Raw genomic sequence first — 24732 nt, 5'->3', positions numbered from 1 at the left:
CCTCACCCATAGTAGAGTATCCTTTTATCTGTTGCTTAATTTAAGCATTAAAATTGCCTGATGCTATTATAATGAGATTATTTTGATTAACCGTCAGGAAATGTAATTTCATGACGGTGATTATTAAAGTTATTTAAAGAACAATCCGAAAATAAAAGCATGTCGTCTTTATCATTGGAAGTGTTAGAAATTCTGTGTTATTCCTATAATATAGCAGGCGCCGTATAAGTTGATTATGAAAATTAGCAATAACATATTGATATTAAATAATATTTATTAACAAAAGTGATCACGTTACATGGCGCCTGCTATAGCAGCTCAAGTGAAAGCGATAGTAGCATGGAAGGGATTGATGCTTGATCTGAAGGTATTCGTTTTGGCATTTGGAGACTATTGTTTACTTTTATAAAAATTATAATTTTGTGTCCTATTAAATAATTTATTTTTTCCAGTGTTTTGAATGGTGATAAGTATATACCCAAGTGAAATCAAGATGCAGGATTTAGCGCCTGGAAATTATCGTTTAAGCGAGATACCAGAGAACTTGCCATTTGTGGTAGCTTCACTTCAAAGAAGTTTAAGATATCGTTCTTAAGACTCTGTTTAGATGGGTAATATCTATTGTTTCGTGTTTGCTCATTCATCACCTTCCACAATCGCTCTATCGGGTTTAGATTCGGGCTATACGGCGGAAGGTAATGAAGCTGGATATTCAACGTAAGCGCGGCGTCTTGCACAAGCTGTGAACGGTGATAGCCTGCACCCTCGAGGATCACATGTGCCGTTGTCGTGATGGGATAATGCGCGCGAATGGCAGACAGGAAGTGAACCACATTTTCGCTGTTAATCGTCTCATCATCACGGATTATGGGGTTAGCCACATTCTGGATGTTCAAGGCTCCCATGATATTCAACCGCGTTCTGCTCCCGGTGGTCTCTATCGTTTTATCCTGGCCTTTTCGTATCCAGCCGTAGCTTATTTTGGTGGTTTGTGTCGGATGAACGGCATCAATAAACAGTATGGGGTCATTACCCGCGGCGTCTTTCAATTCGCTGTAGGTCTTTATAAATTGCTGCTGTTTCTCAACGGCAAATTTATGCGGAACACCTTTCGGCTTTTTATAGCTAAAGCCATGCTGCTTCAACCCTTTATACAGACCTGATACGGTAAAGGTGATGTTCCAGCGTCCAGCGATATAGGCCACAATTTGGTGATTGTGGTGGTAGAGCTGCTGGGTGAGATGTTCAACCAGCGACGTGGTCTGTTCCGCATTGAGATAGCCATCGGAGCCGCCATTTTCAGGCTTGAGCTTGTTGAGTTTATGATAGTCTGTAAGGTGGCGCCGCACCGTGGTTTCATTAATGAGCTGTGAGTGAGCAATCATAGGGGGAGTCCAGCCGTCTGCGGACAACAAAACACACCGGATCCTGTCACAGACACGGCGGTCATGGCTTTGACGATGTTGGGCTTCGAGGGTAATTTTCTGGTCAGCAGTCAGCTCTATTTTCATGGCTATGAGCATGATCCTTATCGACTTCAAAATCAAGCATCTTCATTGATCACGGGTATAGATGGGGCGATCCCGTTACCGGGGCATATTATTGCTGTCGCCGATGAAATGTTATCAGGCAGAAAAATAGGAGGGCGCATCAATCAAGCAGCGGACTGTGACATCACGTTAGATCGATCCGCTGACGTCAAACCCGGCGATCGACTTCTGGTTAATCTGCCCAGTGGCACCGCCCAAGCACGCACCGTCCACGCGGTTAACGGTCAACTTATCACCGTCAGTGTGGCTTACAGTGAAACGCCGCAAGCGGAGGCGATTTGGTCGGTGGAGGCCGATGACTTAGCCCTTCAACACTACCGTGTGACGCGTATCGAGGACAATAACGACAACACTTATCGTATTAACGCTGTCCAACATGACCCCGATAAATATGAACGTATCGACAGCGGTACACGTCTTGACGAGCGGCCTATCAGTGTTATTCCGTTGACAATTCAAGCGCCTCCGACGCACATCACGCTGACCAGTCATGCGGTGATTGCTCAAGGTCTAGCCGTCACCACTTTACAGGTTAATTGGCAGGCAGCCAGCGGTGCGACCGCTTACGACGCCCAATGGCGGCGGGATAAGGGCAATTGGACGCCGCTGTTGCGGGTATTAACTTGCGGCTTTGAGGTCCCCAACAGTTATGCCGGGTGCTATCAGACCAGAGTGAGAGCCATTAACGCGACGGGCAGCGCTAGCCTGTGGGTTACGACGCCAGAGACGACTCTCCAGGGGAAAGAAACCCCGCCGCCTCAGCCAATTGGCTTGACGACCACGCCGATTGTGTTTGGCATCACGCTAAACTGGGCCTTTCCTGCGGGAGCCGAAGACACTTTAAAAACCGAGGTGGAATGCAGCCATTCTGCCCATGATGCTAATCAGAAGCCACTGACCGACATCGCCTACCCGCAGCGTCATTACACCATGCAGGGTCTGGCTGCGGGCAGAACCTTTTACTTTCGTGCCCGTCTGGTCGATCGACTGGGCAATCAAGGCGCCTGGACACTGTGGGTGCAGGGTAAATCGAGTGACGATGCGGATATTGTGCTCGATCACATCCGTGATGATATCATGACCACGCAGGCCGGTAAAAGACTGACTTCTCAACTCGATACGCTCATAAAAACCAACCAGGCCAATGAACAAAAACAGGCGCGCACCCGTATTACCCTCGAAAATGAGGTAAAAAGCAAGATAGAAGAAACATTGCTACAGGTGAATGAGAGGCTAGAGCGACAAGACAAAACATTGCAACGGTATAATCAGGGACTTAAATCCCGCTTCAAAATAAGCCAATTACAAACACAAGACGTGCAAAAGACCGCCACGCATCTGGATACCGCATTTGTCACCTACAAAGAGGAGATGGACACGCAATTTGACCGTGCTAACGCGGATATGCTGGCACTCAGACAGGCTCAATCCGATGCTCAGCAGGCGTTCAGCCTTTACCGCCTGGATATCACTGCCCGCTTTGATAAAAATGACTCGTTAATAACCGACATCCACACGGCGCACGCCACGGCGACCCAGGCCCTGGCCGACTATCAAAACCGGATAAGTGCCCGATTCGGCAAAAATGAAACGGCGATAAGTCAGACTAAGCGTGCTCAAACCCTGGCGACCCAGGCGTTAGCGGAATATAAAAACATGATTGCGGCGCGATTCCGTGACAATGACGCGGCCATTGAAACCAAAGCCACAACACAATTTACCTCATCAGGCGGTAATGCCCTGTACAGTATTAAGGCAGGGATTACTCACCAGGGTAAGTATTATGATGCCGGCATGGTGGTAGGTGTGGAAACCCAGGGGGGCAAAGTGAAATCGCAAATCGGTTTTAATGCGGATAATTTTATTCTGTTAAGCGGGCAAAATGGCAAAAAATTCTCGCCCTTTGCGGTAAAAAATAATCAGGTCTTTATACGCGAAGGCTTTATTCAAGATGCGACCATTGACACGGCTAAAATAAAAGATGCCGCCATCACTCATGCGAAAATTGGCGGGCCTCTCCAGTCGACCAACTGGGCGGCAGGCCGTTCTGGGTGGAAAATAGATAAAGCCGGTCACGCTGAGTTCAACGATGCCACCTTCAGAGGGACGATTTATGCCACCCATGGCTGGTTTAAAGGGACGGTGTATGCGGATAACATTGAAGGGGATATTCTGGACATGTATCCCAATTTTTTAAAAGAAGAAAGGAGGGGACTTTTAGGTGATTACCAATCTATAATATTACCCCTGTTTTATGTAAAGAAATCACACTCACCGAGAAGAGTACTGCTATTAGGAAGAGAAGGAAAAGGGATCGTTGTCAATGCTTGGGCAAGAATGGGGGTCATCGTGAATATCACCTGTGATGGTGTTAATCTTCAATACCTCGGGCGGACAGGAAATGTCGAAGATTACGTCGGCCCCAGTCCCGTCAGGGCAGATATTGATATCATCATTCCGGCAGGTGAGGGGGAGGCATTAATTGGATTAAACTTGCGGGCCGTAGAGGACAGTTGCTATTTTTCCTGGAAGGCAAGTGGTAACATATTCACCATGAAAAACGCATCCAGTATAAAACTGGCTTGATTAAGATGAATACCCACCGATGAATTTTACCGTATGTGGGATGACGTTTTCTGTCATCCAAAGTTTTATATAAAAATAGATGATACATGATCATACCAATGAAGAGGAATAAGAATGACCTGATATAGCTGGGCAATTTAATTTTAATTGGCACACAAATATGAGCCACTCCCTAGATTTACTCTTCAATGTATGCGTTAGGCAATCAAAATTAAATCGTACAGCTATACAGGCCGCTCGGTGCCCCAAAATTTTAGGTCAGGACAAACGGACGATCAGGATGCTTGGAGCCGCGAGCATGTTTGGGCTAAAAGCCACGGCTTTCCTAAACCTAGTCAGTTTGCTTATACCGATATTCACCATTTACGACCGGCTGATATCAGTGTGAATAATACACGCCGGAACAAGGATTTTGATTGGGGCGGCACTCCCTTGGCAGAGTCACCGGAAAATAAAACTGATCGCGACAGTTTTGAGCCTGCCGATAATGTCAAAGGTGATGTCAGTCGAATGCTGTTTTATATGGATGTGCGCTATGAAGGCGACATTGATTCCAAAGTGGGTGATTTGAGTCTGGTCGATGAAGCGGGCACCAATGGCAACGAGCTGGGAAAACTCTGCACATTGCTAGAGTGGCATAGGCAAGACCCTGTTTCCGACTGGGAACGCCGACGTAATGAGCGTATCTACGCGCGTCAAGGAAACCGCAAGCCTTTTATTGACTATCCCAAATGGGCAATCGGTATTTACGGGGAGAGGTGTGGGAAAGACGCGAAATAACATGACCGTTTTTAGAGAATAAATATGTTGCCTAGGTCTGTCGACGTTTCGCTATAATTGATTGAATATGATATTTCACTTTTTTCCAATTAATTATAGCGGAACGCTAACAACCCATCGGCAAATAACGAAAATATTGACACTACAATATTCCTGCTCGTTTCAGGATATCACTCATTTTTGGGTTAATTCTATCGCGTGCAATATTGTAAGGTTTCTTCCCTTCATTATTAGGTTGGTTGAGCACACGGACAATATCAATATGATTCTTCAATAAAAAATCGACTATTTTTACTAAGTTTCTTTGAACTAAATAATGAAGAAACGTATTTCCCGACTGACTTATAATCTCTTTCAGATAAATTTAAAAGTTTTCTTTATCGAGTATTCTAGCTATATTTTTTAGGCGATTATAAGATATATCAGCGTCTGAAAGATGAATACCAAGAGCAATCCAAGAAGGGATCCTATTATTGTGATTATGCTGAGTGATAAGATCAGGGGCAATTTCGAGCAATCGATCAATTTGTTTCGCTTTCCTTCCTTCAACGGCATAGTGAAGAGCCGTATTTCCCTTTGCATCAACATGCTTGCATAGGCGCGTGAGAATCTCCAAGTTCTTTTTATCGAGTGCAATATCTAAAGACGTTTTTCCTGCATGATTAGTTAGTTTGAAAACAAGATTATCAAATTGATTTGTATTGAGTAAAACCTCGACCATTTTTTCTCGCCCATTTATAATTGCCTGATGAAGCAAGGAATTTCCCTTTGCATTAACCAGCCTGGGCAGATGTGAGAGAATTTCTGGATTATTTTTAACGAATGTATCATACGTTTCATCTGGAAGATTAAGCAACCAGTCGAAAAAAGGAGAAAGTTGAACACCCCCAGTAGCGCTAGTACGTGCCACTGAAAATCCTGTTCCTAACCGCATCAATGTTACTTCCTCATCATTAAAGTTGATTTTGCTAATTACGCGAAAGGCTGTATCGTGAATTATTCCCTTTTCGCTAAATACATTCAATTGTCGTGCTAGTAAACGAGGGCTTATATTTGCATCGATTTCATATAAGTTATAGTCGTCATTACTTTCTTCTACAAGCGTCGAAAAATACTGTGCGGATACGCCTAAATTCTTTTCAACTTCTTTTACTGCTTTCATGTGATCTTCAATCTCTATATTGTATATATTTCCACCAATCTTTTGCCGAAGAGAATCTAACTCCTCTTGAATTAATTTTTTTGCTATATTTAAGGGACTCACAAGTAAACGTACTATGGGTCAGGAGGAAAGGAAATTAAGTCTTTTATCTCTAACAGTAGTTTTTGAGCTGTATGTATGTTACCAAATTCATACTTTATCACTAATTCTTGTGCATACGCTTTGGCAATCGTTCTTATTGTCTTTGGTACTCTCGTCAACAAGTTCTCCTCGTGTGAATTCAAAGTTGTAACTACTTCTTGAATACGGTCACTTATAGCGGTAGTGCAGTAACCCCATACTTTTTCATCATCTAACAATTTGATGGTATCCAAACGAACCTGATTAAGGATATTCTCATCTTGTAACGTTTGATTCAAAATCTGAAGGGTGTTTATCCACAGAGTGGCGTCGCTCTTTTCCTGTCTGTTTTTTGCCTTTAACATCCACGTTCTTATTCTATTTGTCATATCCTGCTGCTGATGATCTTTTAGAAACTTTAAAAAGTCTTCTATGGGGTCATCACCGAGTACCTGCATTGTTTGTGTCTTTGGAATTACAGGGTTCAAAAAACCATGAATATACCCAGGTATTAGATAGTCTTGATCAATCAGAAAACCTTTGATGTTTAAATCCTCTGTATAAAAGACTAGATCTTGACCTTTATTACCAAAGAGGAACTTTATCAGTATGTTATTAAATAATGTACATTTCGATATTCTTTCCGGCTTTGAGGTAGCCTATTATCAGATTCAGTAGCGATCTTATGTACGTTTTCTCTTCGACCGTAGCAGGTATTTTAATTTTCTCCAGTTTTTGCAGGATTTTGCTTAAATTTGTATCAAAAAAGAAATGCATAGCTTTCAGATTAAGATTGCTGAGATTAGTACTGATCTGTTTTAGATTAATGTCAGCAAGTAACGTGTCACGCAGTGCGATCTCCTTATAGAGATCAGGCCAGTCATTGCAATTTTTACCTTTTATGTCCAGAATTGCTATGGCTTGGTTCTTATCTTTTCTGTGATTGACTTCTTTTTGGCTGTATTTCACCATATCGTTAAACAATGATTCGATTCTTTTTCTTTGACCAGGGATACCGATAAAAGAACGCCAACCAGAGAGAAATAGCTGTGGGTGCTTCTCCAGCATATTGTCAGTGAAAGCACGAAGGGCGCAGTCTTCATTCCAAGGAAAAGGGTTTGTGTCTGTTGGCGCCGTATTACTATGCAGGAACCAATGTATCTCTTGCATAACATCTTTGGCTGCATGTTCATCTAAGTGATACTTAGTATTTAATTGCCGGAGAATACGGTAAGAAGGTTCGATGTCGGAGACATTATGTTTGTTATCTTTAAACACTTGTATATTTTTTTTTGTGTTTTCTGATAGTGATAGCTTGGCCAGGCAAGCAGGTAGATGATGAGAAACAATTTTTATTGGCTTCTTTCGTTCCGCTATTTTGTTTAACAATTCCAATAAGATCTTCTGGCTGTCATCACTTTTATCCCCTGTTAACAGCTCGCTTTGATCGACTGGATTGCCTGTAATGTTTACTTCTTCCAAGTGAGGTGACGCTAATATGAAGCTGAGTAGGTCTTGCAAAGAATTTATACCGTTATTACTGAAGCTTACCTTAGTTGTCTCCGCTGATGTCGGCAGAGATGTGATCTTCTTGAGCTCACATCCTTCTAGATCTAGATACTTTCCCCCACATAACACTCTTGCTTTTGTCATGGAATAGTCTGTACCCTCTCCTGCTTGGCATTGTTCTTCCCATGCGTCGAACTTATTTTCTAGTGATGACGATGGGTCAAAGCATGGAAAACAGGATGAGATGAGAGAATAAAAACCATTTATTAGCATGATGAAAAACCTGTTAAATAGTAACTAGCTTACAATAAGTGCTTAGAGCCCGTTCAAAATCTAACATCAACCACATTACACAGTAGTTAATGCCTTATTTTTCAATTATGAAGTAACCTTGTAGCATAAAAATATATTTATTTTTGTAATGAAATGTATCTAAATAATTACAATGCTCCGTTTCACAAATATTCAATAAGCTAAACGGTTATTAACCATTTCATGACAGACAACGATAAGACGAAAACAGAAAGGGGCACATATGGGACAAAAAATTATCGCAAGCTCACTCGATATCGAATTTTTCTTGCGGTAATATGTTTATTCTCTTTAGAATAAACTGGTATCTTCAGATAAAATGGGTATATCCAGTGCCAGAGAAGTATCATAACAGTGTCACTGGTTTCACGTCATTGTTTTACTACCTGGAGTATTTAGAAATACCATCTATATAATACCAACGTTTTTTTAGACGGAGAAAACGTGAACATTCATATATCATACTTGTTTTTGTAGTATTCCTATCAGTAAAGCCCGCACAGAATTCAACAAAACCTTCATCGGTATGAGATCCTGCCATTTCTTTTATCACGATCAGTCCATGCCATTCAGTGTCACATTGTATTAGCATTGTACGAAATTTTTCTGCATGACAATCCGGATGCCAACTGATAATCAAATAATCAACATTGTGTTTCACATAGGCACTATAGCGTGAACGCATCAAAATTCCGGGCGATGAGGCTATTTTTTCACCTATTACATAGGGTTCACAGCAAACATTATATTTTAATATACTACCGCATGGGCACAATTCTGACACGATATCCCCCTGGTATAAGCAAATTGATGCCAGACATACTACGTAATTTTAACTTAAAATTCAAAGTCATTGCTCAATTGACCCCGGGCTGAAGTTATTTATGAATGTCAAAAAAGCCGTAGTCCATTTATTGACTATCCTGAATGGGTAGTCAGTCTTTACGGGGAGAGTTGTGGGAAAGAGGCTCTTCATTGATTTAACTTTTCAAGTTTCTTCGCTAACTGTCGCTTAACCCTCCCTTTTTTTCAATCGTGCATATGATAATCGATGCCCGCACAAAACGGGCGTCAGACACACAGTCATTTTATGATTATATACTCGTAATAAGTATACAAGTATTTACGATAAATAGGTAGTTACACAATTGAATCAGGGCAAGAGCGCGAATATTTTTTAATCTAAAAATGCGCATTATTTATATTTTATTAGTTCAGTAAATGGAAGAGAGCATTATTCTTTAGGTGTTTTTTAGATTAAAAATTAATCAATCTGTTTATTTTTTGCCAACTCGTACTCTCGTCCTAGACTGTGTGTAGAATCCATTCAGTTAGAGTCAGGTATTTCACTGATTGAGTTATAGCAATTTTAGTCACTATAATCCGGAACTGTATTCATTTATATAAACGAATTTATAGTATCACGTATCTTAAAAAAATCAACAATGACAAATTCAGTTGAAACAGAATTATTTAAACTGACATTGCGATATCTAAATATGTTATCCATACAGTTAAATATAAAAACTTTATGTCATAACCAGACATAATATATGTATTAATGAAACATTTTAGTAATAAATTCAATATGATAGGTACCGTTACACAAAACAATTTTTTTGTTAGTTATGATAATACTAATAGATATAATATTTTTTTAAAAAAACAAGTTGTTAATTATGGACATGCTTTGAAAGAAAAAATATCTAATCATAATAAAGTCGTTATTAATAGTAAATTAAATAATATTGCGACAAGAATTCAAAAAAGGATTAATCGAGCCAATTTGAGTAGTGATGATTTATCAAGATACCCAAAAGAGTTAGATAACTTGCTTAAAGAAGACTCTGGATCTCAAAAAGAAAATATAAGAAATTTTTTTAAATGTTGTATTTTTTTATCTAAGCACAATACTGAAAAAAGCACTAAAAATAATTATTTTTACTTTACAAATAAAACACATTCATTAAGAATGCTATCTAAAATGGATTGTTTATATTCAAACATACCTGAGATTACAGAAGAAAAGTTAAATGTAGTACTAAGTGATATACTCCTTCATATAGATTATTTTCGTGAAGATCAGTCTATAGAAATAGAGAAAAAGACAGAATCATACGTTGTAGAAAGAAAAAAAGAAAATATATATTCATATAATAAATTTAAATTTCTATATAGTTCTGAAGAGTTAAGTGTTACAGAAAAAATGGTAGAAGAAGATACCTATGCGCTTAAAATACTCAATTCTGAAGACAGTAAAAAATCAGTAATTAGTGTAGCTAGAATGCTTCATTATTATCTAAAAAAGAACCTGTCTTCTATTCGAAAGCAAAATGATTTCTTTGAAACATATAAATTTTGCATGCAAAATAGAATTGGAACATATCCTATTTTTAAAATAAAAAACCATTCTTTTAAGGATATTTTAGAAATCTTTAAAAAAAATGAGGATCATATTATTTTGCTATCTTTAATATGGCCTATTTTTATAGAAGGAAATGGAACCGGTTCAGATATAAAAAAATAAACAATATTTATTCAAAAAAAATTCGCCCAACCAAAGATTATATTGATGTTCATATAGACGTAAAAATAAATGAACTATCTAGTAGATTTGGAAATTATAAAACTATTTGTAGTAATATTTTTTCTGACCAAAAATTTCATCCTTATTATAGAGATGTGGATTATAGAAAAATAAATATTAATTCAACAAACAAAAAAGTAAGAAAATTTATAGAGCGTAAGATCCCTTACATTGCTGGCAATTCTGGGATGGCAAACATGACATGCAAGGTTCTTAGTAAATTACATATCCCCCCTTATTCAGAAGAAGGGCGTAGCTTTTGTGAAGCCATGTCAGCTTTTATAGTTGGGAGTGGTATGCATTCCTACTATGAAGTATATAAATCATTTAATCTCTATGCGAAAGAAATTCATTATCCTTGGCTATTTTCTTCTAAAATGGCTTAAGCTTAATAAAAATTCATTAAAACCATGAGATTATTTAGTCAATATTTAAATAGTGTCGTCACGTAATAAAAAATAGATTATCATTCCCATTGAGAAGAAATGGACTCATGCCAAAGCCCAGTGTAGAAAAGAGAGGTGTGATGTCGATCACCTCTTTTCCTTCTTTAATTGAACCATTTTATAAGGCCACCGCTATATGTACTCCTTAGTTGTCACTCAAGTAAATTGAATATAAAAATGAGTAGCAAATAAAACAAGAAAATTTTGAACTTGTTGTACATGAGCAACAATAATCTTGGGAAATTGAGAGGGGTACTATTATGCAAAGGAAAAGGTAACGATCACTTTGATAAAATGATTATGTGGAAGTTGTTTGGGGGTGATAATGACTGTGTCGTATTTGTGTCGTCACTGAACGGTGTTAAATGCCGATCAAGGACATTAGAATGCACTTAATGACATAAACCACGCCACTGACATAGATTTTATCAATAATGACAATAAGTTAAATTATCACCCGTGGATTTTTAAGCCGTAGGTCACAGGTTCGAACTCTGTAGGGCGAAGCAATCTTTTCAATTAGTTAGCATCCTTTTTCTTACCTGTTTTTAAAAGTGTCAGATGGGTGACATGAAGATCGAAGAAAAAGATAACATTACCGATGCCGATGAAACAGGTTTCAAACAAGGCTACCTTGGATGCTGGGAAAATGAGTTATTTTACGATGAATGACAGAAAGGAACCTTCGCTCGGTGCAAGACGATAGGTCGAAATGAAGAGGCAACATATTGATAAATAATGGCTGAAAAGTTGTGCTTTGTTGTGTTTTGTCACCTATTATATAAGCAATAATATTTTATCTTTTTGTTTTTTATTGGTTATTTCATCACAGGGGTATAGGCGTTAGTGGACGTATTTTATTTGTTATAAAAATCAATAAATTAAAAACAAAAAGTCACAATCGATCGAAATTAGGTCAAAATGTCGAGTGGATTATCTCATATCTAACGTCTCATTCTATAACCCAAGAATCATAAAAATGTATCAGATCTCGTCCCATTCACTTCCTCGGCTATCACGGTATTTGTCCGTCATGGCAGAGGATTTGTGTCCCAGTAATTTCTGTGCAAAATCCTTACCTCTGGCTTCACTGTGTAGCCTGGCGGATAAAATTCTGATTTCGTGAAATGAAGGCGGTGTGCCTTGCCATTTCAAGCCAGATTGTTCTCGTGAGTCTGTAAATCCTTGCGACAATCTTTTAGGATTGAGGTTAATTTTCTTGTTTCCTATAAAGACATATTCTTCTCCGCCTATTTGTTGTCGACACGCATTAAGAATACCTTCAAGGTTTTTATTAATTATCTCCAAACTCAAGGTTAAGGGTATCACCAATTTCATCCCGGTTTTCTGTTGCTCTACCCACCATTTCCCACCATAAACATCTTGCCATTTCATCCGTTGGATATCCCCTACTCTCTGACCCGTCAGTAAAGCCAAGTCCATGCTTAAACCTATCCAAGGCTGCCGTTGGTTTGCTGCCTCTCTGATCACAAGAAACTCTTCTAGAGATAAACGCTCTCTCTGTACCTGTATACGAGGGCTTCTCGTGGCTGTGACGGGATTGGTTTCCAGATGCCCCTCTGCAATGGCCTCATTAAACATATCAATCAACAAGCTGTGGATTAATTTTGCGCTGGTAGTTTTACCTTGATCACTGTAACTATTTAGAAATTCAGCAATCTCTTTAGTTGTGAGGGTATTCAGTGCCTTATCAGAAAAAGCACGGGTGATGGCCGTTAATCTTGATTGGTAGTCTCTGAGAGTGTTAGACCGCAGGCCGCGTTGATGCAATTTTCTGTAAATTTAGCGACCCATTCTGTCACCGACAGCGTATTCACCTCGTTGATTCTATCTACTAAACTGTAGCGTTGGTCAAAAATCTGCATGTTCATGGCAATCGCTTCGTTAATCGCGATACGTTTCACGCTCCCTACGCCGTATTCCTTACCTGTGCGGGGGTCTCGGTAGCAATAGTAGCCGTTATTACGGACATACAGATTGGGCGGCAGGTCTCGGTTAGCCGGCTTTCTTTTGCGTGCCATGATACAGTCTCTCCATTAAGCGTTTTCCGGCGTAACTGGCGGGGTTTGTTGGGTCAATTTTTACGGCATGCGCCTCGACAAGGTATTCTCGGCCATCAAGCCGTGGTGGCGGTTGAATGACGCCAGAGCGTGCCCATCGACGTACTTGTTCCATGCAACGCGGACGAGGCTGGTTTTGATTCCATTGCTTGAGGCTGATTTCCATATAGCGGCTCTCTCTTTATTAAAGTGAAAAATGTCATCACGGCGTCCGTATTTTAGACGGAAAAGTCATAGAGGGTAATGTGAATAAATTTATTTCAAGAATAAAAAATAATGAGAGGAATAATCAATATTAATAAATAATAGCGTCCTTCATTGTTATGAGGGGTAGTATTAATAGGGTCCAATTTATTCAATAAAAATAGCCTTGACGAGCAAGGCTATCCTATTTTATTTATTCTTTAATAAAATCCATTTTTACTCTTTCAATGTAGCAATAATCCTGTCTTTGGCTATTTAACCGTAATGTTAGATAAGGTATTCAGTGAAATGAGCCACAGTGATTCCGTGTTCACAGTGAGCATTGATAGATGCAGAAAATGTTTCAAGTTCTTTGTATAGTGTTATTCCAATATAAATCATTTCTGACGGTTCTCTCATCACTTCTTGTAACATAAGGCTTCCTTTTTTTAGAGATAAAATATAAGCCTTCCACTTGTTTTGACAAGACGAAACCCTACGTTAAACGTATTATTTTTTAAAAAATAAATAAAATGTATTTATGGCAATCTACGTTCAATCTTCTTTTTGTTCTTGAACCAACTTCTTAATCGATTAAACCAATTTTTATTTTCATTTCTCTTAGCTTCCAAGAGTTTATTTTTTAACTCTCTTTTTCTCGCTCTGCTCTGTCTGTTGCTCATAATTAAATCTCCTACTCAATAAACTGTATTCCAAGAGGGATAAGCACTTGAGGAATAGTGCGATCAAAGCCGGTTTGATGACAAAAGTGTTTAAAGTCTCGCAATGAATGCACTTTCGCTTTTTGGTATAGAATCCGAATTCTATTTTCGATTGTGCGATGAGAACGTGCCAATTTTTTACCTATTTCCTTGGCACTCATCGTGCGTAATAAATAAAAGATTATCCTCAATTCAGATTGTGTGAAGAGAGTCGAGGGAGGTTCAAATAATAGCGTGGCAGTCAGCTTATCTACGTAGTGGGGCAGTGAAATAATAGCCAATTTTCTGCCATAAAAAACGGTGCCGATGCATTTGTTTCTTTTATTATTCAACGGAAAGGTTTCGTATAAATAAGGTTGCAGTTTTTGCTCACGACCAAAGAAATGCGTTTTAATGAGGGTAATTTTTTGTCCGCTTTTTATAACCTCTCTTTCCAGTTTTTCAATTATTAAAGCAAATTCTGCAATACACGTAGGAAGTTCATCATCACGTCGCCCTACCACATCAAATCCTTGTGGCAAATTTAAAAAGTCAAAAAAAGCACGATTGGTATAAATAAAGCGTGAATCACGGTCTTTTATTCCCCAAACATCTTGACTGTTTTCCATAATAGATGTCAGAGGCAATGAACTTGATACCTTTGCTATTTTTTTCATCATCTGTCCTAACTCTATTCAGTCCCTTTCATTGTGGATGACGCTCTATCTAGGAGAGGGTAAATTACTTAGTCAGTGCGAAAGTCTAATTAGAAAAATAAAATGAGATAGTCTCCACAAGAGAGACTATCTTTTCTATTTTTATCATGCTAAACGCTATCGCTTTCTACATCCCTTCAAAGCAAAAAGCGCAAGGCGGACATGAAATACGGTAAACAGACCATGCAGCGAATACGGTTCAAATTTGAGTTTTGCACTTGCCAATGTCTGTTTCACGGCGGGATAGGACACCGAGCGTAATAAAGCGATGTCTTTTTGTGATACGCCTAACGCGAAAAGCATCGCCGTTTCAAATTGAACAGTCGTTAACTCAGGAAACACTTCCCGTAATTCAGGAAATTGGGTAATATCGATGTTAGCCATTGTAGCCTCCGCTAGAGGTTATGGTGGTTAGCTACAGGGGTGGTTCGAGCCACCTCTGTTAGCGCTAGGGTTAATATGTATATGGAAAGGCGATTGGGGTCGCCGTTACTATCTTATAACTTGTTGTGAATGTTTATGTTTTCATGGTGTATGGCTCCATTAATTTATGATGCGATGTTGAGTTCTTTGTCATGGGTCAATTGCCCATCCCAATAAGTTTTCATTGGCAACTTATTTTTGCGATAGAGGTCAAATAGTCGGATTGCCCCTTTGCGCAGTAAAACCGGTTGGTATTTGATAAAGTCATCGCTCCCGTGCACACTGATTTTATGCTGATGTTCCGTCAAATATCGGTCACGTGCATAAGAGGTTGCACGCCAGCGGATATGGGATTTACTTTCGTTATAGAGCCAATTTTTTTCTGCCAAACAGTGATTAATCTGTTGTGTATTAATACCGTTGAGCATTTTGCAAAACTGAGTCGTCGTTATTCCTTCCTTAAACAGGCTCTTCAACTCCTGTAATTCCGCTTCCTGTGCTTTGTTCACTAAGGCTAACCTGGTTTTTTCACGAAACTGCTCTGCCCATGCCATAGCCGCAACAGGGGGATCTTCGAAATTAGGTAATACGCAGACAGGCCGTGTTGCTTTCTCTTCCAGCTCCCGCCAGCGAGTGGCGACTTTATAGCGTAGCGAAATGCTGTAGCCCATGACCAATGTCATGGTTAAATCCTGGTCAAGCACATACTCTTGATAGGTGCGCCCATTGGCGTCTTTATAATCAGCCGAAAACTCGGCCGATTGAATGTTGATCGATTCGAACATTTTTCGACAATCATCGAGAACATGTTTATGCTGTTTGCCCGTTAGTTGATCAATTTCACGGCTAGACATTTTTACCTGTTGATAGATATTAATGACATTTGACATGCAGAAATTCCTTATCCTGAATTTATGTGGTGATTAACTCATAAGAAGTGTGATTTGCGGGCACTTCCCACCCTATGACCGAAAAGGTACCTATTTTGGGATAGCTCCAGCGTGTTGTGTGTTTATTAACCGACTGACTGTCTGTCAATTGGTTCCTGAACGCTTTAAGCTCTTCACCTTCTACCTTGTGGTAATGCTTACCCGCAATGAACCTTTCTTTGTCCCGTTTAAAATTTTGCTGAATATTATTACTATCCGTACCGTATCCTTGTGCCAACAGTTCGGTGGTGATAACACGTTGTTTGTGGTAGGTGATCACCGGTAAGTTTTCGGAATTTAATGGGGCTTGTTGATGAATATCAATGATATTTGGCATGCAAAATTCCTCACAAATGAATTGCGATTCATAAAACCCCTGTAGGTTACAGGGGTAGGGGATTAATTATGTCTTGGTATTGCGCCGACGGGGAGCTGGGCTTTTAGGCTTCTATTAACAAAATTGGCGAATATCATCCCATCTTTGAAACGATCACAAAGACGATAAGCTAAAGGTGAATTTAGTTTTACTAATGCTGGATATATTTCATGCCACCACGCATCAGAAATGACGGTGAAATGTTTCATAAATATTTGAATATGATAGCAATCTATTTCAATCTGAGTGGGTTTGCTATTGTTCTTGGATATTCTTGAAGTATCGTACAATTCAGCCTCCATGCGATTAAATTCTGCAACGTAGGCTTCTTTAAATGCTGCTGCTCTCTTGCCGGTGAAGCCCATAACCAGGAAGATGAAGCCGTCTTTGGTCATTTGGTAAAATTTAGATTTTCGGGTTGCACCATTGCCGATAGTTACAATCTGAGCATCAGCCGAAAAGTTGGCTGATGTAAATGTCTGCGAGCAGTCCAATTTTTCTATCTTGGCAATAACATGTTTGTGCTGCTTACTGAAGTAGTTTGCAACTGCCTGTGAGGTAGTAACAACTTTACCGTTATGGATAGTGATTTCAGGGGTTAATGCGAATATTTGAGTAGTCATTTTTACATCCTCTTTGTTTGTTCATTACCCCATGTTCATCGGGGCGGTCGGGCACTTGAACACCGCAAAGAGACGGCCAGTAGATTTCCCTCCTCGGCAGAGGTGTTATATAGCTACTCGCTACCCGACCATAATACTCTATGGACGTAAAAAAACCGCATAACTTTCGGGCGCGGTATCCGCTCTTTGAAGGTGTGTTCAGCACCTGTAGCGAATGTAGCTTACAGCTGAGTAACAGTCAACCCACGCTAGTTTCTCATTCAAATTATTCGTCAATATTTGCGAGGCAGCATGAAGATTTTCTCCAACTCGCTGCTGCTATTATGTACTTTAGTAACCCTCCATCGCTATTTGCATCGCTCTTGCCTTCCGAAATTCCGGTAATCCACTGCCTTCGTCACGGTGGGTTTTTCTTTTTTGCTCTTTATCTGCTAATTTTCCACTGTGGTAATCAATAAACGTCTGGTTAACCATGATCCGAAAGTCAGGGCGTATCCAGCCTGCGTATTCAACAGCAAGGATTTCATGAGCGTAGGTGCCTGGATTTTTTCCACCATGTTTAACATTGATGACTTTATGAGCAAAGCCCGAATTCGGGCTTTGACTATTCTTCAAGAGGCTGGACTCTAATTCTGTCATTAATTCCCGAGCCTGAGCGGTGGCAAGCCATTTGGAAGGGCGTTTATGTTCACCTTCGCTACTTGCTTTATGAATATAGCCGCGACTGTATAAATTGATTGTGAAATTTATACTAATGCACTGATATTAAATAATATTTTTTTAAAAAATCAATCATATTACATAGCCACTGCTATAGCATTGAGGTTAAAACGGTTCTCTTCATCGGTTGTCACTGCAACACCTGCAACGACGGGCAGATTTTCTTTAGACATAATCAGTTTTCGTTGATTGATTTGTTTATCTGGGAAGGTGTAAATAGGTTTACACGAATGTTTATTGCGCACGATATTTTCTAACGTTGTCTGGTGACAGTGAGCTAATGGCAATTTATGGGCGTAAAAAAACCGCACTACTTACGTATGCAGCATTCGCTAGTTAAAGTTATTTAACACCTTTAACGAAACACTCCCCCGAGGCTGAATCATCATTCAGCCCGTCCGGGTATAGCAGGTGCTAAGACACCTTAATGTAGCAATACTTCAATATCTTTAATATCTTGGTCAGAAAGTCCAGTATATTTTTTAATCTTTTCTTTGCTTGCTCCGTCAGCAAGAAGTTCTTTCGCGATTTTTAAGGACGCTTGTTTTTCTCCCTGTTGCATGCCCTGTTGCATGCCCTGTTGCATGCCTTGTTGCATGCCTTGTTCTATGCCGCGTTTTTCGCCCCGTTTTTCGAGTTGTTGTGCAAATGTCATAATGTCTTCCTTTGCTTGTGGAACGGAATTAAGCCACAGTGCTAATGACTTGTCCAGCTCATCTGATTCTGCCAAATCACTGGCTCTACCACATATTTCAATAAAGTACCTCAGTACGTCTTTGAAATAGTCACGGCTCACTTGTGTGTAAATTGTAGTCATTTTCTCTTCAGATAACAACGCCTCTAACCAGGTGAGGGGAGATTGCTTTTCGCGGTAGTGTTTGAATAAGATTTCCATCACTGACGCTAAACCATGTCGATTTATCTCTTCATCTGACATGACCGTTAAATCAATCAGTTGAAAGGGCTTCAGGGCCAATTTTTTTGCTAATTTTGGCTCCTCAAAACATTCCCAGATTGCTCGTGAGTGGGGATAAGGCGATTTTTCTCCGTGATAGAGCACTAAGGGCAACACAATCGGCAATTTTTTATGACCCTGCTTTAAGTGGTAGTTCATCAACTCGACAACGTAACAGAGGATACGAAATGCCATCATTTCATCATCACTGCTTTGATGTTCCGCCAAAATATAGATGTAGCTCAGTTGGCCTTTAATCTTACAACTGAAAACCACATCGCTATACAGTGTATCAGGCCATTTAGGGGATAACTCGTTGGGTACCATCTTTAACGTGGAGATATCAATTAACTTCAGGATCCTCTTTGGAAGATGTGCCTTCAACCAATCCAACGTAATCTGTTGATGCTGTAGGGTCCCTTTAAATAATTTGTCATGAGGCTTCGATATGTCAGGCACGGTCTCTCCCTGTGGTTCTCTCTACAATGTGGCGTTGATATTATCGACAGGCAACTCTACGCGTATTTCATCCGCTAAACGATCACTTTTTTTCAGTGGCGTTATCTTCATGCCACTTTTCCATACGTTTTAATCTGTTCGATTTCATCTTCAAGTTCCTGCAGAAATTTTCGCACTTCTGTTTCAATTTCCTTGCCCAGTGCCTCATCAAAGTGAATGCGCTTTTTGAAGTAGGCTAATGTGTCAGGCAGTCGATTATCATAACTGACAAAGTCACACCATCTTCGCCCCGTACACAGCATTTGCGCGTGCATTTGCAGGAGGTATTTTTTTTCGAGTACACCTGTTCTTATCGTTTTCAGATGCGTCCAGGTTTTGGGGCATTTAATCTCGATCAGGCCATCCTCATTAACCAGTCCGTCGGGACTGGCGGCAAACCCCTCAATAGTGGGGTGGTCGACGAGACCGACCTCCGTGACTTCTACTGCAAATTCACGCAAGATGTAAGCCTCACGTGCGACGGGTTCCAGTGCCGTCCCGTGCTTCATTTCAGGTGTGACAAAGGTGTCTTCCCGTTGCCCCGTCAGACGCTGGCAAATCAGCTCGGCCCTGTATTTTTTTCGCGTTGCGGCATCGCCGGTTTTGACTTTTGCCATCACCTCTGCCAATTTGCTGGCTGTGACCTTGCCGCTTCTTGCAGCAAACCAGGCTTCTGTTCGTTGTTCCATTTTTACCTCGATAAATTGTCTTGTCATCAAAACGGAGAACCCCTCGTAGAGTAGGTCTCTGGTTTGACATCATCTCCCCAGCGACCTCTCGTCAAACCGTGCTTGCAGTTTTCCCGCACACGGCTTTCCGACTGTCTTCTTTCCACAGCGTTACGACGGCACAGGTCGGGCATACCGACTCCCTTCATCTCCGGTTACGGACAGGCTGTACAGCTTAAACAGCCCGTGGTAATCGTAGAACCAGGACGGCGGGTGGTCCCTCCACCCCTTACCCCGTTTCTTGTGCTTCTTCCGCAACATGATGCAGAGTGTCCATATCGTGTAATTCGCTATGCTCAAGAAATGCTTCCTTGAATTACCTGTCTTGAAGTAATTCCCCCATCCGCGAAGAATCGGGTTTACCTTTTCTTTCAACAATGTGGGCCAATCCCAGTGCTGCCCTTTTCGGACAACATCACGGATTTTCTGCTTAACAGACTTCATAGCCTTGGGAGTCGGATAGTAAAAGGTCTTCAACTCGCCCGTCACTTTCGATGGTTGAACTGCGAACCTGTGACCTAGAAAGTCAAACGGCTCTTTCATGGCATTAACTATCCGCGTTTTCTTGGCATTAAGCGTCAACCCAAGTCGGTCTAAGACTTTCTTGGCCTGATCCAGATAAAACTCCGGGCGCTTGCTGCACAAAATCACAAAATCGTCGGCATATCGCACGATATGAGCATCATGCGGACGTTTACCGAACGCCTTTTTCTCCCACGTCGAATCAAGCCAGTGCAGGTAGAGATTAGCGAGCAAGGGAGAAATTACTCCGCAAACAATCTGGCAAACTTCTGCCATATGTTTTGTCTGATCCTGCTTCTAGGCTGGTATCATTCCCGGGATTCACCCGAAAAACCACCACAATTTCATCACGATAAATTTCTATCCGTTTCACCAGCGCACGCAGAATTTCTCGCTTCATCAGAAAATCGTCCGTACTCAGGCGTTCCGTGACCGCAGCAGCAAAATCCTCCACCCGGTTAACCAGTAGCAGCAACTCATGCTGGTTCTCTGTGGCCTGTTTCACCTTCACTCTCTGGCGCGCAAGTTCCGCCAGCCTGAGCGTCATCACTCTGATCCGTGGTTCAAAGTCTGTTTTGCCAATCAGCCCTTCGGCAAAACTATCAATCAATCGGGATCGCCCCACGTTTAGCTGATTTTCTTGCTTTTTCAGACGCTCAGCATCTGCGGTCTGTCCACTGTGCTCTGACGCCTGCGTTAGACGCTGCTCATATTCTTTTTTCAGCCGTTCCGGCTCAGACAGCAGCGCAATGACCTGTGCCCAGACCGTTTCATCCAGCATGGATGTCCTGACCTGTTTATTGTCACACACCCGAATGCCCCCAAAGCGGTAAGCATCCGTCCCAGTACAGTGGTAATAAGAATACTGCGCCCCCCCTTTTGCCGCAGATTTACTGACTTTTTTGCCATAATACGCATAGCGACAGTGGCCGCACACAGTCAGCCCCTGTAAGAGATAAGCGGCTCCCCGGCGCCCCTGTCGTGCATGTCGGCGGTTTTCTTCCAGCTGTTCGTTGACCGTCAAGAAAAGAGCGCTGTTGATGATGGCAGGCACAGGGATCCCGATGCCGTCATCCGGCTTACTTCGTATTACTGAATAACCGTTCTTGAGGATATCTGCACTGTTGCGCGCTGCTCTCACCCGGGGACGGGGGGCGCAGTTTTTCGTTTTTCCGAACACAGCAAGTCCTTTGTAAGCGGGGTTCTTTAACATGCCCCATACCGTACTGCGGTCCCAGCCGGGTTTGCCGGTGGCGCTTTCTATGCCTTTCTCAGCCAGACGTCTGACCACACCGCCTAGACTCAGGCGCTCTATGCCCGCCCAACTAAATATCTTCCTGACCACGGAGGCTTCATGAAGGTTGACAATATACTGTGCGGGTGTCCCGTCCGGCTGCCTGCGGATATACCGATAACCGTAAGGTGCACCGGAAAGGACACCGACATTACCACAGCGTGCACCGTGAAGCTTACCACGCCGGTTGCGCTCCATAATCTTTGCCCGCTCATATTCAGCAAACATCCCCTGCATCTGCAGAAGCATCATGTCTTCCGGCGTGTCGCCGGGGGTGTGACAGATAAAGATAACCTCCACGCCGCAGGCGCTGAACTCTTCCATCAGCAGAGCCTGATAGGCGTATTTACGGTCTAGCCTGTCGGGCGACAGGATGTACAGGCATTCAATATCGCCTGCCGCCGCGTAGTCCCTCAGGCGCTCTAGTTGCGGGCGGATAAGTGTAGCACCGCTGACACCATCATCGATAAAGAGCATGGCGTCAGGCAACACGTGGCCGTCCTCACGGATGCGGTCCTTGATTGCTGCAAGCTGACTGCCGATGGTGCCATTTTTTACCTGTTGCCCGGAAGAAACGCGGGCGTAGAGTGCGACCAGTGCCTTGTTCATAACATTTTGCTCCGTCTAGCGGTTGAGCGGGCAGGAGCCCGGTGAGGTTTGGCCTGGGCCTGGTCGTGAGGGGTAAGCACGTGGTGGTTAACGGGAGTCAGCTGTTCATAAACATCCGTCAGCTGGTCGTCAGAAAACCGGCTGGGCTCGAAAGTGATACGTACGTGTTGTGAAAATGGCTTCGGTTTCATTGCTGAGGGTCACTCCGTGTGCCGTTATCAGTCTCAATAACGAGGGAAAACTCAGTGATGCTCCCATCCGGATGACCAGACTTGAGGCAGCGCCGGTGAAAACGCAGGCCCCAGCTTACGCGAAAGTTTGCACTATTGTTTGCGGAGTAATCACTCCCCCTTGCGGCGTACCGGTCGTCTCCTTCCGGATTTTCATCTCTTCCATCGCTCCAGCTGTAAGCCACATCTCGATCAGCTTTACAACCGAGCGATCAATGACTCTGGTTCGAACGGACAGCAGTAATTTATCGTGCGGAATTGTGTCAAAGTACGACTTCAAATCCGCATCTACCACCCAGTGGCACTTGAAATTCAGCCACTTGTAGATTTCCCGCAATGCTTGTTGTGCATTCTTCCGAGGCCGGAAGCCATACGAGCAATCCTTGAAGGTAGCCTCAAAAAGAGGTTCGATAACAATTTTCACCGCTGCCTGAACAACACGATCTGCGATAACGGGAATGCCTAGAGGTCTTTGCGTTCCGTCAGCCTTGGGGATGTACACCCGTTTGACCGGCAGAGGCGTGTACCTCTTTTCCATGAGTTTTGTTTGGATTTCAGCCAAGAATGACCCAACTCCAACTTCCTTTTCAATGACTTCAAAAGTCTGCTGGTCGATGCCTGGGGCACCTTTGTTGGCTCGGACTTGCTTGTAGGCCATCCATAACACATCGATCTGACACACCTTGTCATACAGCACGCCGAATTTCCGTGTTGGATTCGTCTTGGCTGCTAGGTATAACTTTCGTTGCAGTACTCGCACTCTTTCTAGCGACGTGTTTTCAGCTTTCGCAATCACGTAATGCCTCCTACAAAAAATAGCATGACAGAAGCAGAGGCCCTTCTCTCCGACGAGGTTATGTTGTCCTCATCATCAACAGTACTATGGCCTCCTCCGACTCCTCTATCCCGCGTCTATTCGAACTTCGGCGGTTACCTTATATCTTCAATTACGCGGTGGGTTAAACCACGACGGGTAGAGGTCTCGTTCGTTCCGCTCAGTTCTATGCGCACATCCCATCCTCAATACCCCGAGTTCCCGTTCTAGCTTCAAGTGGTTAGTTAATCCACTAGAACTCGATGACCTTCGCCCCCATTCCAAAGGCTCGGCGGAACCACCCTACACCACACTCTCCCAGCATTGCCGTGTGGCTGACATTTACGAGGCTTGTTCAGGTTCACTTTCGTTACGGGCTGTGTGCTTGCGCGCGCCCACGGACTGGGTCAGGGGCAACGTTTATCCGGCGTTGCTTCCATGTTTCAGTCGCCCTCCACATGTACGCCATAGCTACGCAATCAAACTAACCAATTATTGCAGCAGGACTCGCACCTGCAAGAAACTGAGCAGCTTAGCGAACCGCTCAAAATGGGATGTCATCATGGTGCTCAATTCAATGGCACCCATGACATTAACCCGTGTTTTTGCCCCTGTTTTGACCAGCGGCTTATCTTTGCCTTTCCTTATCCAACCGCAGACCACTTTGGTGGCCATCGTTGGAGGGGCTGAATCCATAAAAACAATCGGTTCATTCTTAAGAGCACTCTCTAGCAAAGTGAAATAAGACGCGATAAACGCTTCTTGCTGAGCAACATCCACTTTAACCGGCGTCGCTTTGGGCTGCTTATAGCTAAAACAATGCGCTTGCAGCCATTTTGTCATGCCAGATACGGTGTAACAGACGCCAAATTATAAGCACAGATATCGATGACACGGCTATAAGTCGTGCTTTCAATGTGTTTTTCAAGCAATAAAGATTCATGCACGCTCAACTTACTATACGAGCCGCCATTTTCAGGCTTTAATTTTTCGTCTGAAAGCCAATCTGTTACATGTTGCCTCACTGTTTCTTCATGAATACGTAATGCTTGGGCAAGCGCTTTGTTATTCCAGCCTTCATTTTTCAACAACACGGCTTTGATTCGATCTCGAACACGGCCATCGTGTTCGTAACGATGAAGGCGTTCCAAATCTTGTTTTTGAGAGGCTGTCAGTGAGTTTATTTTCATGACCTTATTTTTAATCTAGTTGAGCAAATTTTCCAGTGGTTTTGATGCCGATGGGTATAAACTGTATTTTTTGTAGGAAAATCAAGAT

General features: G+C 42.1%; 26 protein-coding genes and 1 pseudogene. 4 read left to right on the top strand and 23 right to left on the bottom strand.

What is annotated here, in order from left to right; genetic code table 11:
* Positions 1 to 488 precede the first annotated feature (488 nt).
* Positions 489 to 1511, bottom strand: a complete 1023-nt coding sequence (locus tag CCS41_RS04855; protein WP_119797301.1) for an IS630 family transposase — start codon at positions 1509 to 1511, stop codon at positions 489 to 491.
* Here CCS41_RS04855 and CCS41_RS04850 point away from each other — a divergent pair.
* On the top strand, positions 1461 to 4136 hold the full coding sequence (locus CCS41_RS04850; RefSeq protein ID WP_162859997.1) for a TipJ family phage tail tip protein: 2676 nt from the start codon (positions 1461 to 1463) through the stop codon (positions 4134 to 4136). The two genes, CCS41_RS04855 and CCS41_RS04850, sit on opposite strands and share 51 nt — an antisense overlap.
* A gap of 240 nt (positions 4137 to 4376) precedes the next feature.
* Positions 4377 to 4916 (top strand): endonuclease I family protein, encoded by a 540-nt coding sequence (locus CCS41_RS04845; RefSeq protein ID WP_205411490.1) that lies wholly within the window; start codon positions 4377 to 4379, stop codon positions 4914 to 4916.
* A 364-nt stretch (positions 4917 to 5280) separates the two neighbouring features.
* Here the strand turns inward: CCS41_RS04845 and CCS41_RS04840 are convergent, their stop codons facing one another.
* From CCS41_RS04840 to CCS41_RS04825, 4 genes are all read right to left on the bottom strand, one after another.
* Positions 5281 to 6180 carry an ankyrin repeat domain-containing protein gene (locus CCS41_RS04840; protein WP_072551028.1) on the bottom strand — a complete coding sequence of 300 codons (900 nt, stop codon included), beginning with the start codon at positions 6178 to 6180 and terminating at the stop codon, positions 5281 to 5283.
* A gap of 11 nt (positions 6181 to 6191) precedes the next feature.
* A complete protein-coding gene (locus CCS41_RS04835) occupies positions 6192 to 6686 on the bottom strand; it encodes a hypothetical protein (RefSeq protein ID WP_205411489.1) in 495 nt (164 codons plus the stop codon).
* A 127-nt stretch (positions 6687 to 6813) separates the two neighbouring features.
* Positions 6814 to 7980, bottom strand: a complete 1167-nt coding sequence (locus CCS41_RS04830; RefSeq protein WP_072551026.1) for a leucine-rich repeat domain-containing protein — start codon at positions 7978 to 7980, stop codon at positions 6814 to 6816.
* Between the two features lie 421 nt (positions 7981 to 8401).
* Positions 8402 to 8803 carry a YchJ family metal-binding protein gene (locus tag CCS41_RS04825; protein WP_083429662.1) on the bottom strand — a complete coding sequence of 134 codons (402 nt, stop codon included), beginning with the start codon at positions 8801 to 8803 and terminating at the stop codon, positions 8402 to 8404.
* A gap of 804 nt (positions 8804 to 9607) precedes the next feature.
* On the opposite strand from CCS41_RS04825, the gene CCS41_RS04820 reads away from it, so the two are divergent.
* Both CCS41_RS04820 and CCS41_RS04815 read left to right on the top strand, forming a co-directional pair.
* Complete coding sequence (locus tag CCS41_RS04820; RefSeq protein ID WP_162859996.1) at positions 9608 to 10546, top strand: hypothetical protein; 939 nt, start codon at positions 9608 to 9610, stop codon at positions 10544 to 10546.
* The gene (locus CCS41_RS04815; protein WP_072551023.1) at positions 10495 to 10992 is read left to right on the top strand and encodes a hypothetical protein; all 498 of its coding nucleotides are present in this window, start codon (positions 10495 to 10497) and stop codon (positions 10990 to 10992) included. The genes CCS41_RS04820 and CCS41_RS04815 overlap by 52 nt, the downstream gene beginning before the upstream one ends.
* Before the next feature lie 1044 nt (positions 10993 to 12036).
* Here the strand turns inward: CCS41_RS04815 and CCS41_RS04810 are convergent.
* The 18 genes and pseudogenes from CCS41_RS04810 to CCS41_RS04730 all read right to left on the bottom strand — a co-directional run bounded on the left by CCS41_RS04810 (position 12037) and on the right by CCS41_RS04730 (position 24644).
* Positions 12037 to 13094: pseudogene (locus tag CCS41_RS04810) on the bottom strand (site-specific integrase).
* A complete protein-coding gene (locus CCS41_RS04805) occupies positions 13069 to 13299 on the bottom strand; it encodes an excisionase (protein ID WP_072551021.1) in 231 nt (76 codons plus the stop codon). Before CCS41_RS04805 ends, CCS41_RS04810 begins: the two are co-directional and overlap by 26 nt.
* Positions 13300 to 13604: 305 nt before the next feature.
* Positions 13605 to 13751, bottom strand: coding sequence for a hypothetical protein (locus CCS41_RS15585; protein ID WP_162859995.1), 147 nt, complete (start codon positions 13749 to 13751; stop codon positions 13605 to 13607).
* 104 nt (positions 13752 to 13855) lie between these two features.
* Entirely contained in the window at positions 13856 to 13999 is a 144-nt protein-coding gene (locus CCS41_RS15580; protein ID WP_162859994.1) for a hypothetical protein, read from the bottom strand.
* 11 nt (positions 14000 to 14010) lie between these two features.
* Entirely contained in the window at positions 14011 to 14697 is a 687-nt protein-coding gene (locus CCS41_RS04800; protein ID WP_240313851.1) for a helix-turn-helix transcriptional regulator, read from the bottom strand.
* A gap of 153 nt (positions 14698 to 14850) precedes the next feature.
* Positions 14851 to 15117, bottom strand: coding sequence for a transcriptional regulator (locus CCS41_RS04795; RefSeq protein WP_119797300.1), 267 nt, complete (start codon positions 15115 to 15117; stop codon positions 14851 to 14853).
* A gap of 164 nt (positions 15118 to 15281) precedes the next feature.
* Positions 15282 to 16046 carry a Rha family transcriptional regulator gene (locus CCS41_RS04790; RefSeq protein WP_119797299.1) on the bottom strand — a complete coding sequence of 255 codons (765 nt, stop codon included), beginning with the start codon at positions 16044 to 16046 and terminating at the stop codon, positions 15282 to 15284.
* Between the two features lie 22 nt (positions 16047 to 16068).
* Positions 16069 to 16422, bottom strand: coding sequence for an ORF6N domain-containing protein (locus CCS41_RS04785; RefSeq protein WP_119797298.1), 354 nt, complete (start codon positions 16420 to 16422; stop codon positions 16069 to 16071).
* 62 nt (positions 16423 to 16484) lie between these two features.
* Positions 16485 to 17084 (bottom strand): Rha family transcriptional regulator, encoded by a 600-nt coding sequence (locus CCS41_RS04780; RefSeq protein WP_119797297.1) that lies wholly within the window; start codon positions 17082 to 17084, stop codon positions 16485 to 16487.
* Positions 17085 to 17414: 330 nt separating this feature from the next.
* Positions 17415 to 17798, bottom strand: a complete 384-nt coding sequence (locus CCS41_RS04775; RefSeq protein WP_240313890.1) for a KilA-N domain-containing protein — start codon at positions 17796 to 17798, stop codon at positions 17415 to 17417.
* Positions 17799 to 17881: 83 nt separating this feature from the next.
* Positions 17882 to 18091 carry a hypothetical protein gene (locus CCS41_RS04770; RefSeq protein WP_205411488.1) on the bottom strand — a complete coding sequence of 70 codons (210 nt, stop codon included), beginning with the start codon at positions 18089 to 18091 and terminating at the stop codon, positions 17882 to 17884.
* A gap of 137 nt (positions 18092 to 18228) precedes the next feature.
* A complete protein-coding gene (locus tag CCS41_RS04765; protein WP_119797294.1) occupies positions 18229 to 19218 on the bottom strand; it encodes an Rpn family recombination-promoting nuclease/putative transposase in 990 nt (329 codons plus the stop codon).
* A gap of 107 nt (positions 19219 to 19325) precedes the next feature.
* Complete coding sequence (locus CCS41_RS04760; protein ID WP_119797724.1) at positions 19326 to 19946, bottom strand: lambda exonuclease family protein; 621 nt, start codon at positions 19944 to 19946, stop codon at positions 19326 to 19328.
* Between the two features lie 150 nt (positions 19947 to 20096).
* Positions 20097 to 20783, bottom strand: coding sequence for a group II intron maturase-specific domain-containing protein (locus CCS41_RS04755; protein ID WP_119797220.1), 687 nt, complete (start codon positions 20781 to 20783; stop codon positions 20097 to 20099).
* Positions 20731 to 22410 (bottom strand): recombinase family protein, encoded by a 1680-nt coding sequence (locus CCS41_RS04750; protein ID WP_119797219.1) that lies wholly within the window; start codon positions 22408 to 22410, stop codon positions 20731 to 20733. Before CCS41_RS04750 ends, CCS41_RS04755 begins: the two co-directional genes overlap by 53 nt.
* A gap of 306 nt (positions 22411 to 22716) precedes the next feature.
* On the bottom strand, positions 22717 to 23436 hold the full coding sequence (locus CCS41_RS04740; protein ID WP_119797293.1) for a reverse transcriptase domain-containing protein: 720 nt from the start codon (positions 23434 to 23436) through the stop codon (positions 22717 to 22719).
* Positions 23437 to 23946: 510 nt separating this feature from the next.
* Positions 23947 to 24297, bottom strand: a complete 351-nt coding sequence (locus CCS41_RS04735) for a hypothetical protein (protein ID WP_119797292.1) — start codon at positions 24295 to 24297, stop codon at positions 23947 to 23949.
* Positions 24294 to 24644, bottom strand: a complete 351-nt coding sequence (locus CCS41_RS04730; RefSeq protein ID WP_119797291.1) for a helix-turn-helix domain-containing protein — start codon at positions 24642 to 24644, stop codon at positions 24294 to 24296. Before CCS41_RS04730 ends, CCS41_RS04735 begins: the two co-directional genes overlap by 4 nt.
* Positions 24645 to 24732: the final 88 nt, after the last annotated feature.

The sequence above is a fragment of the Candidatus Fukatsuia symbiotica genome, assembly GCF_003122425.1.
Lineage (GTDB): Bacteria > Pseudomonadota > Gammaproteobacteria > Enterobacterales > Enterobacteriaceae > Fukatsuia > Fukatsuia symbiotica.
Note: the sequence above shows the minus strand (reverse complement) of the source record. Positions and strands in the feature narration are given on the sequence as shown.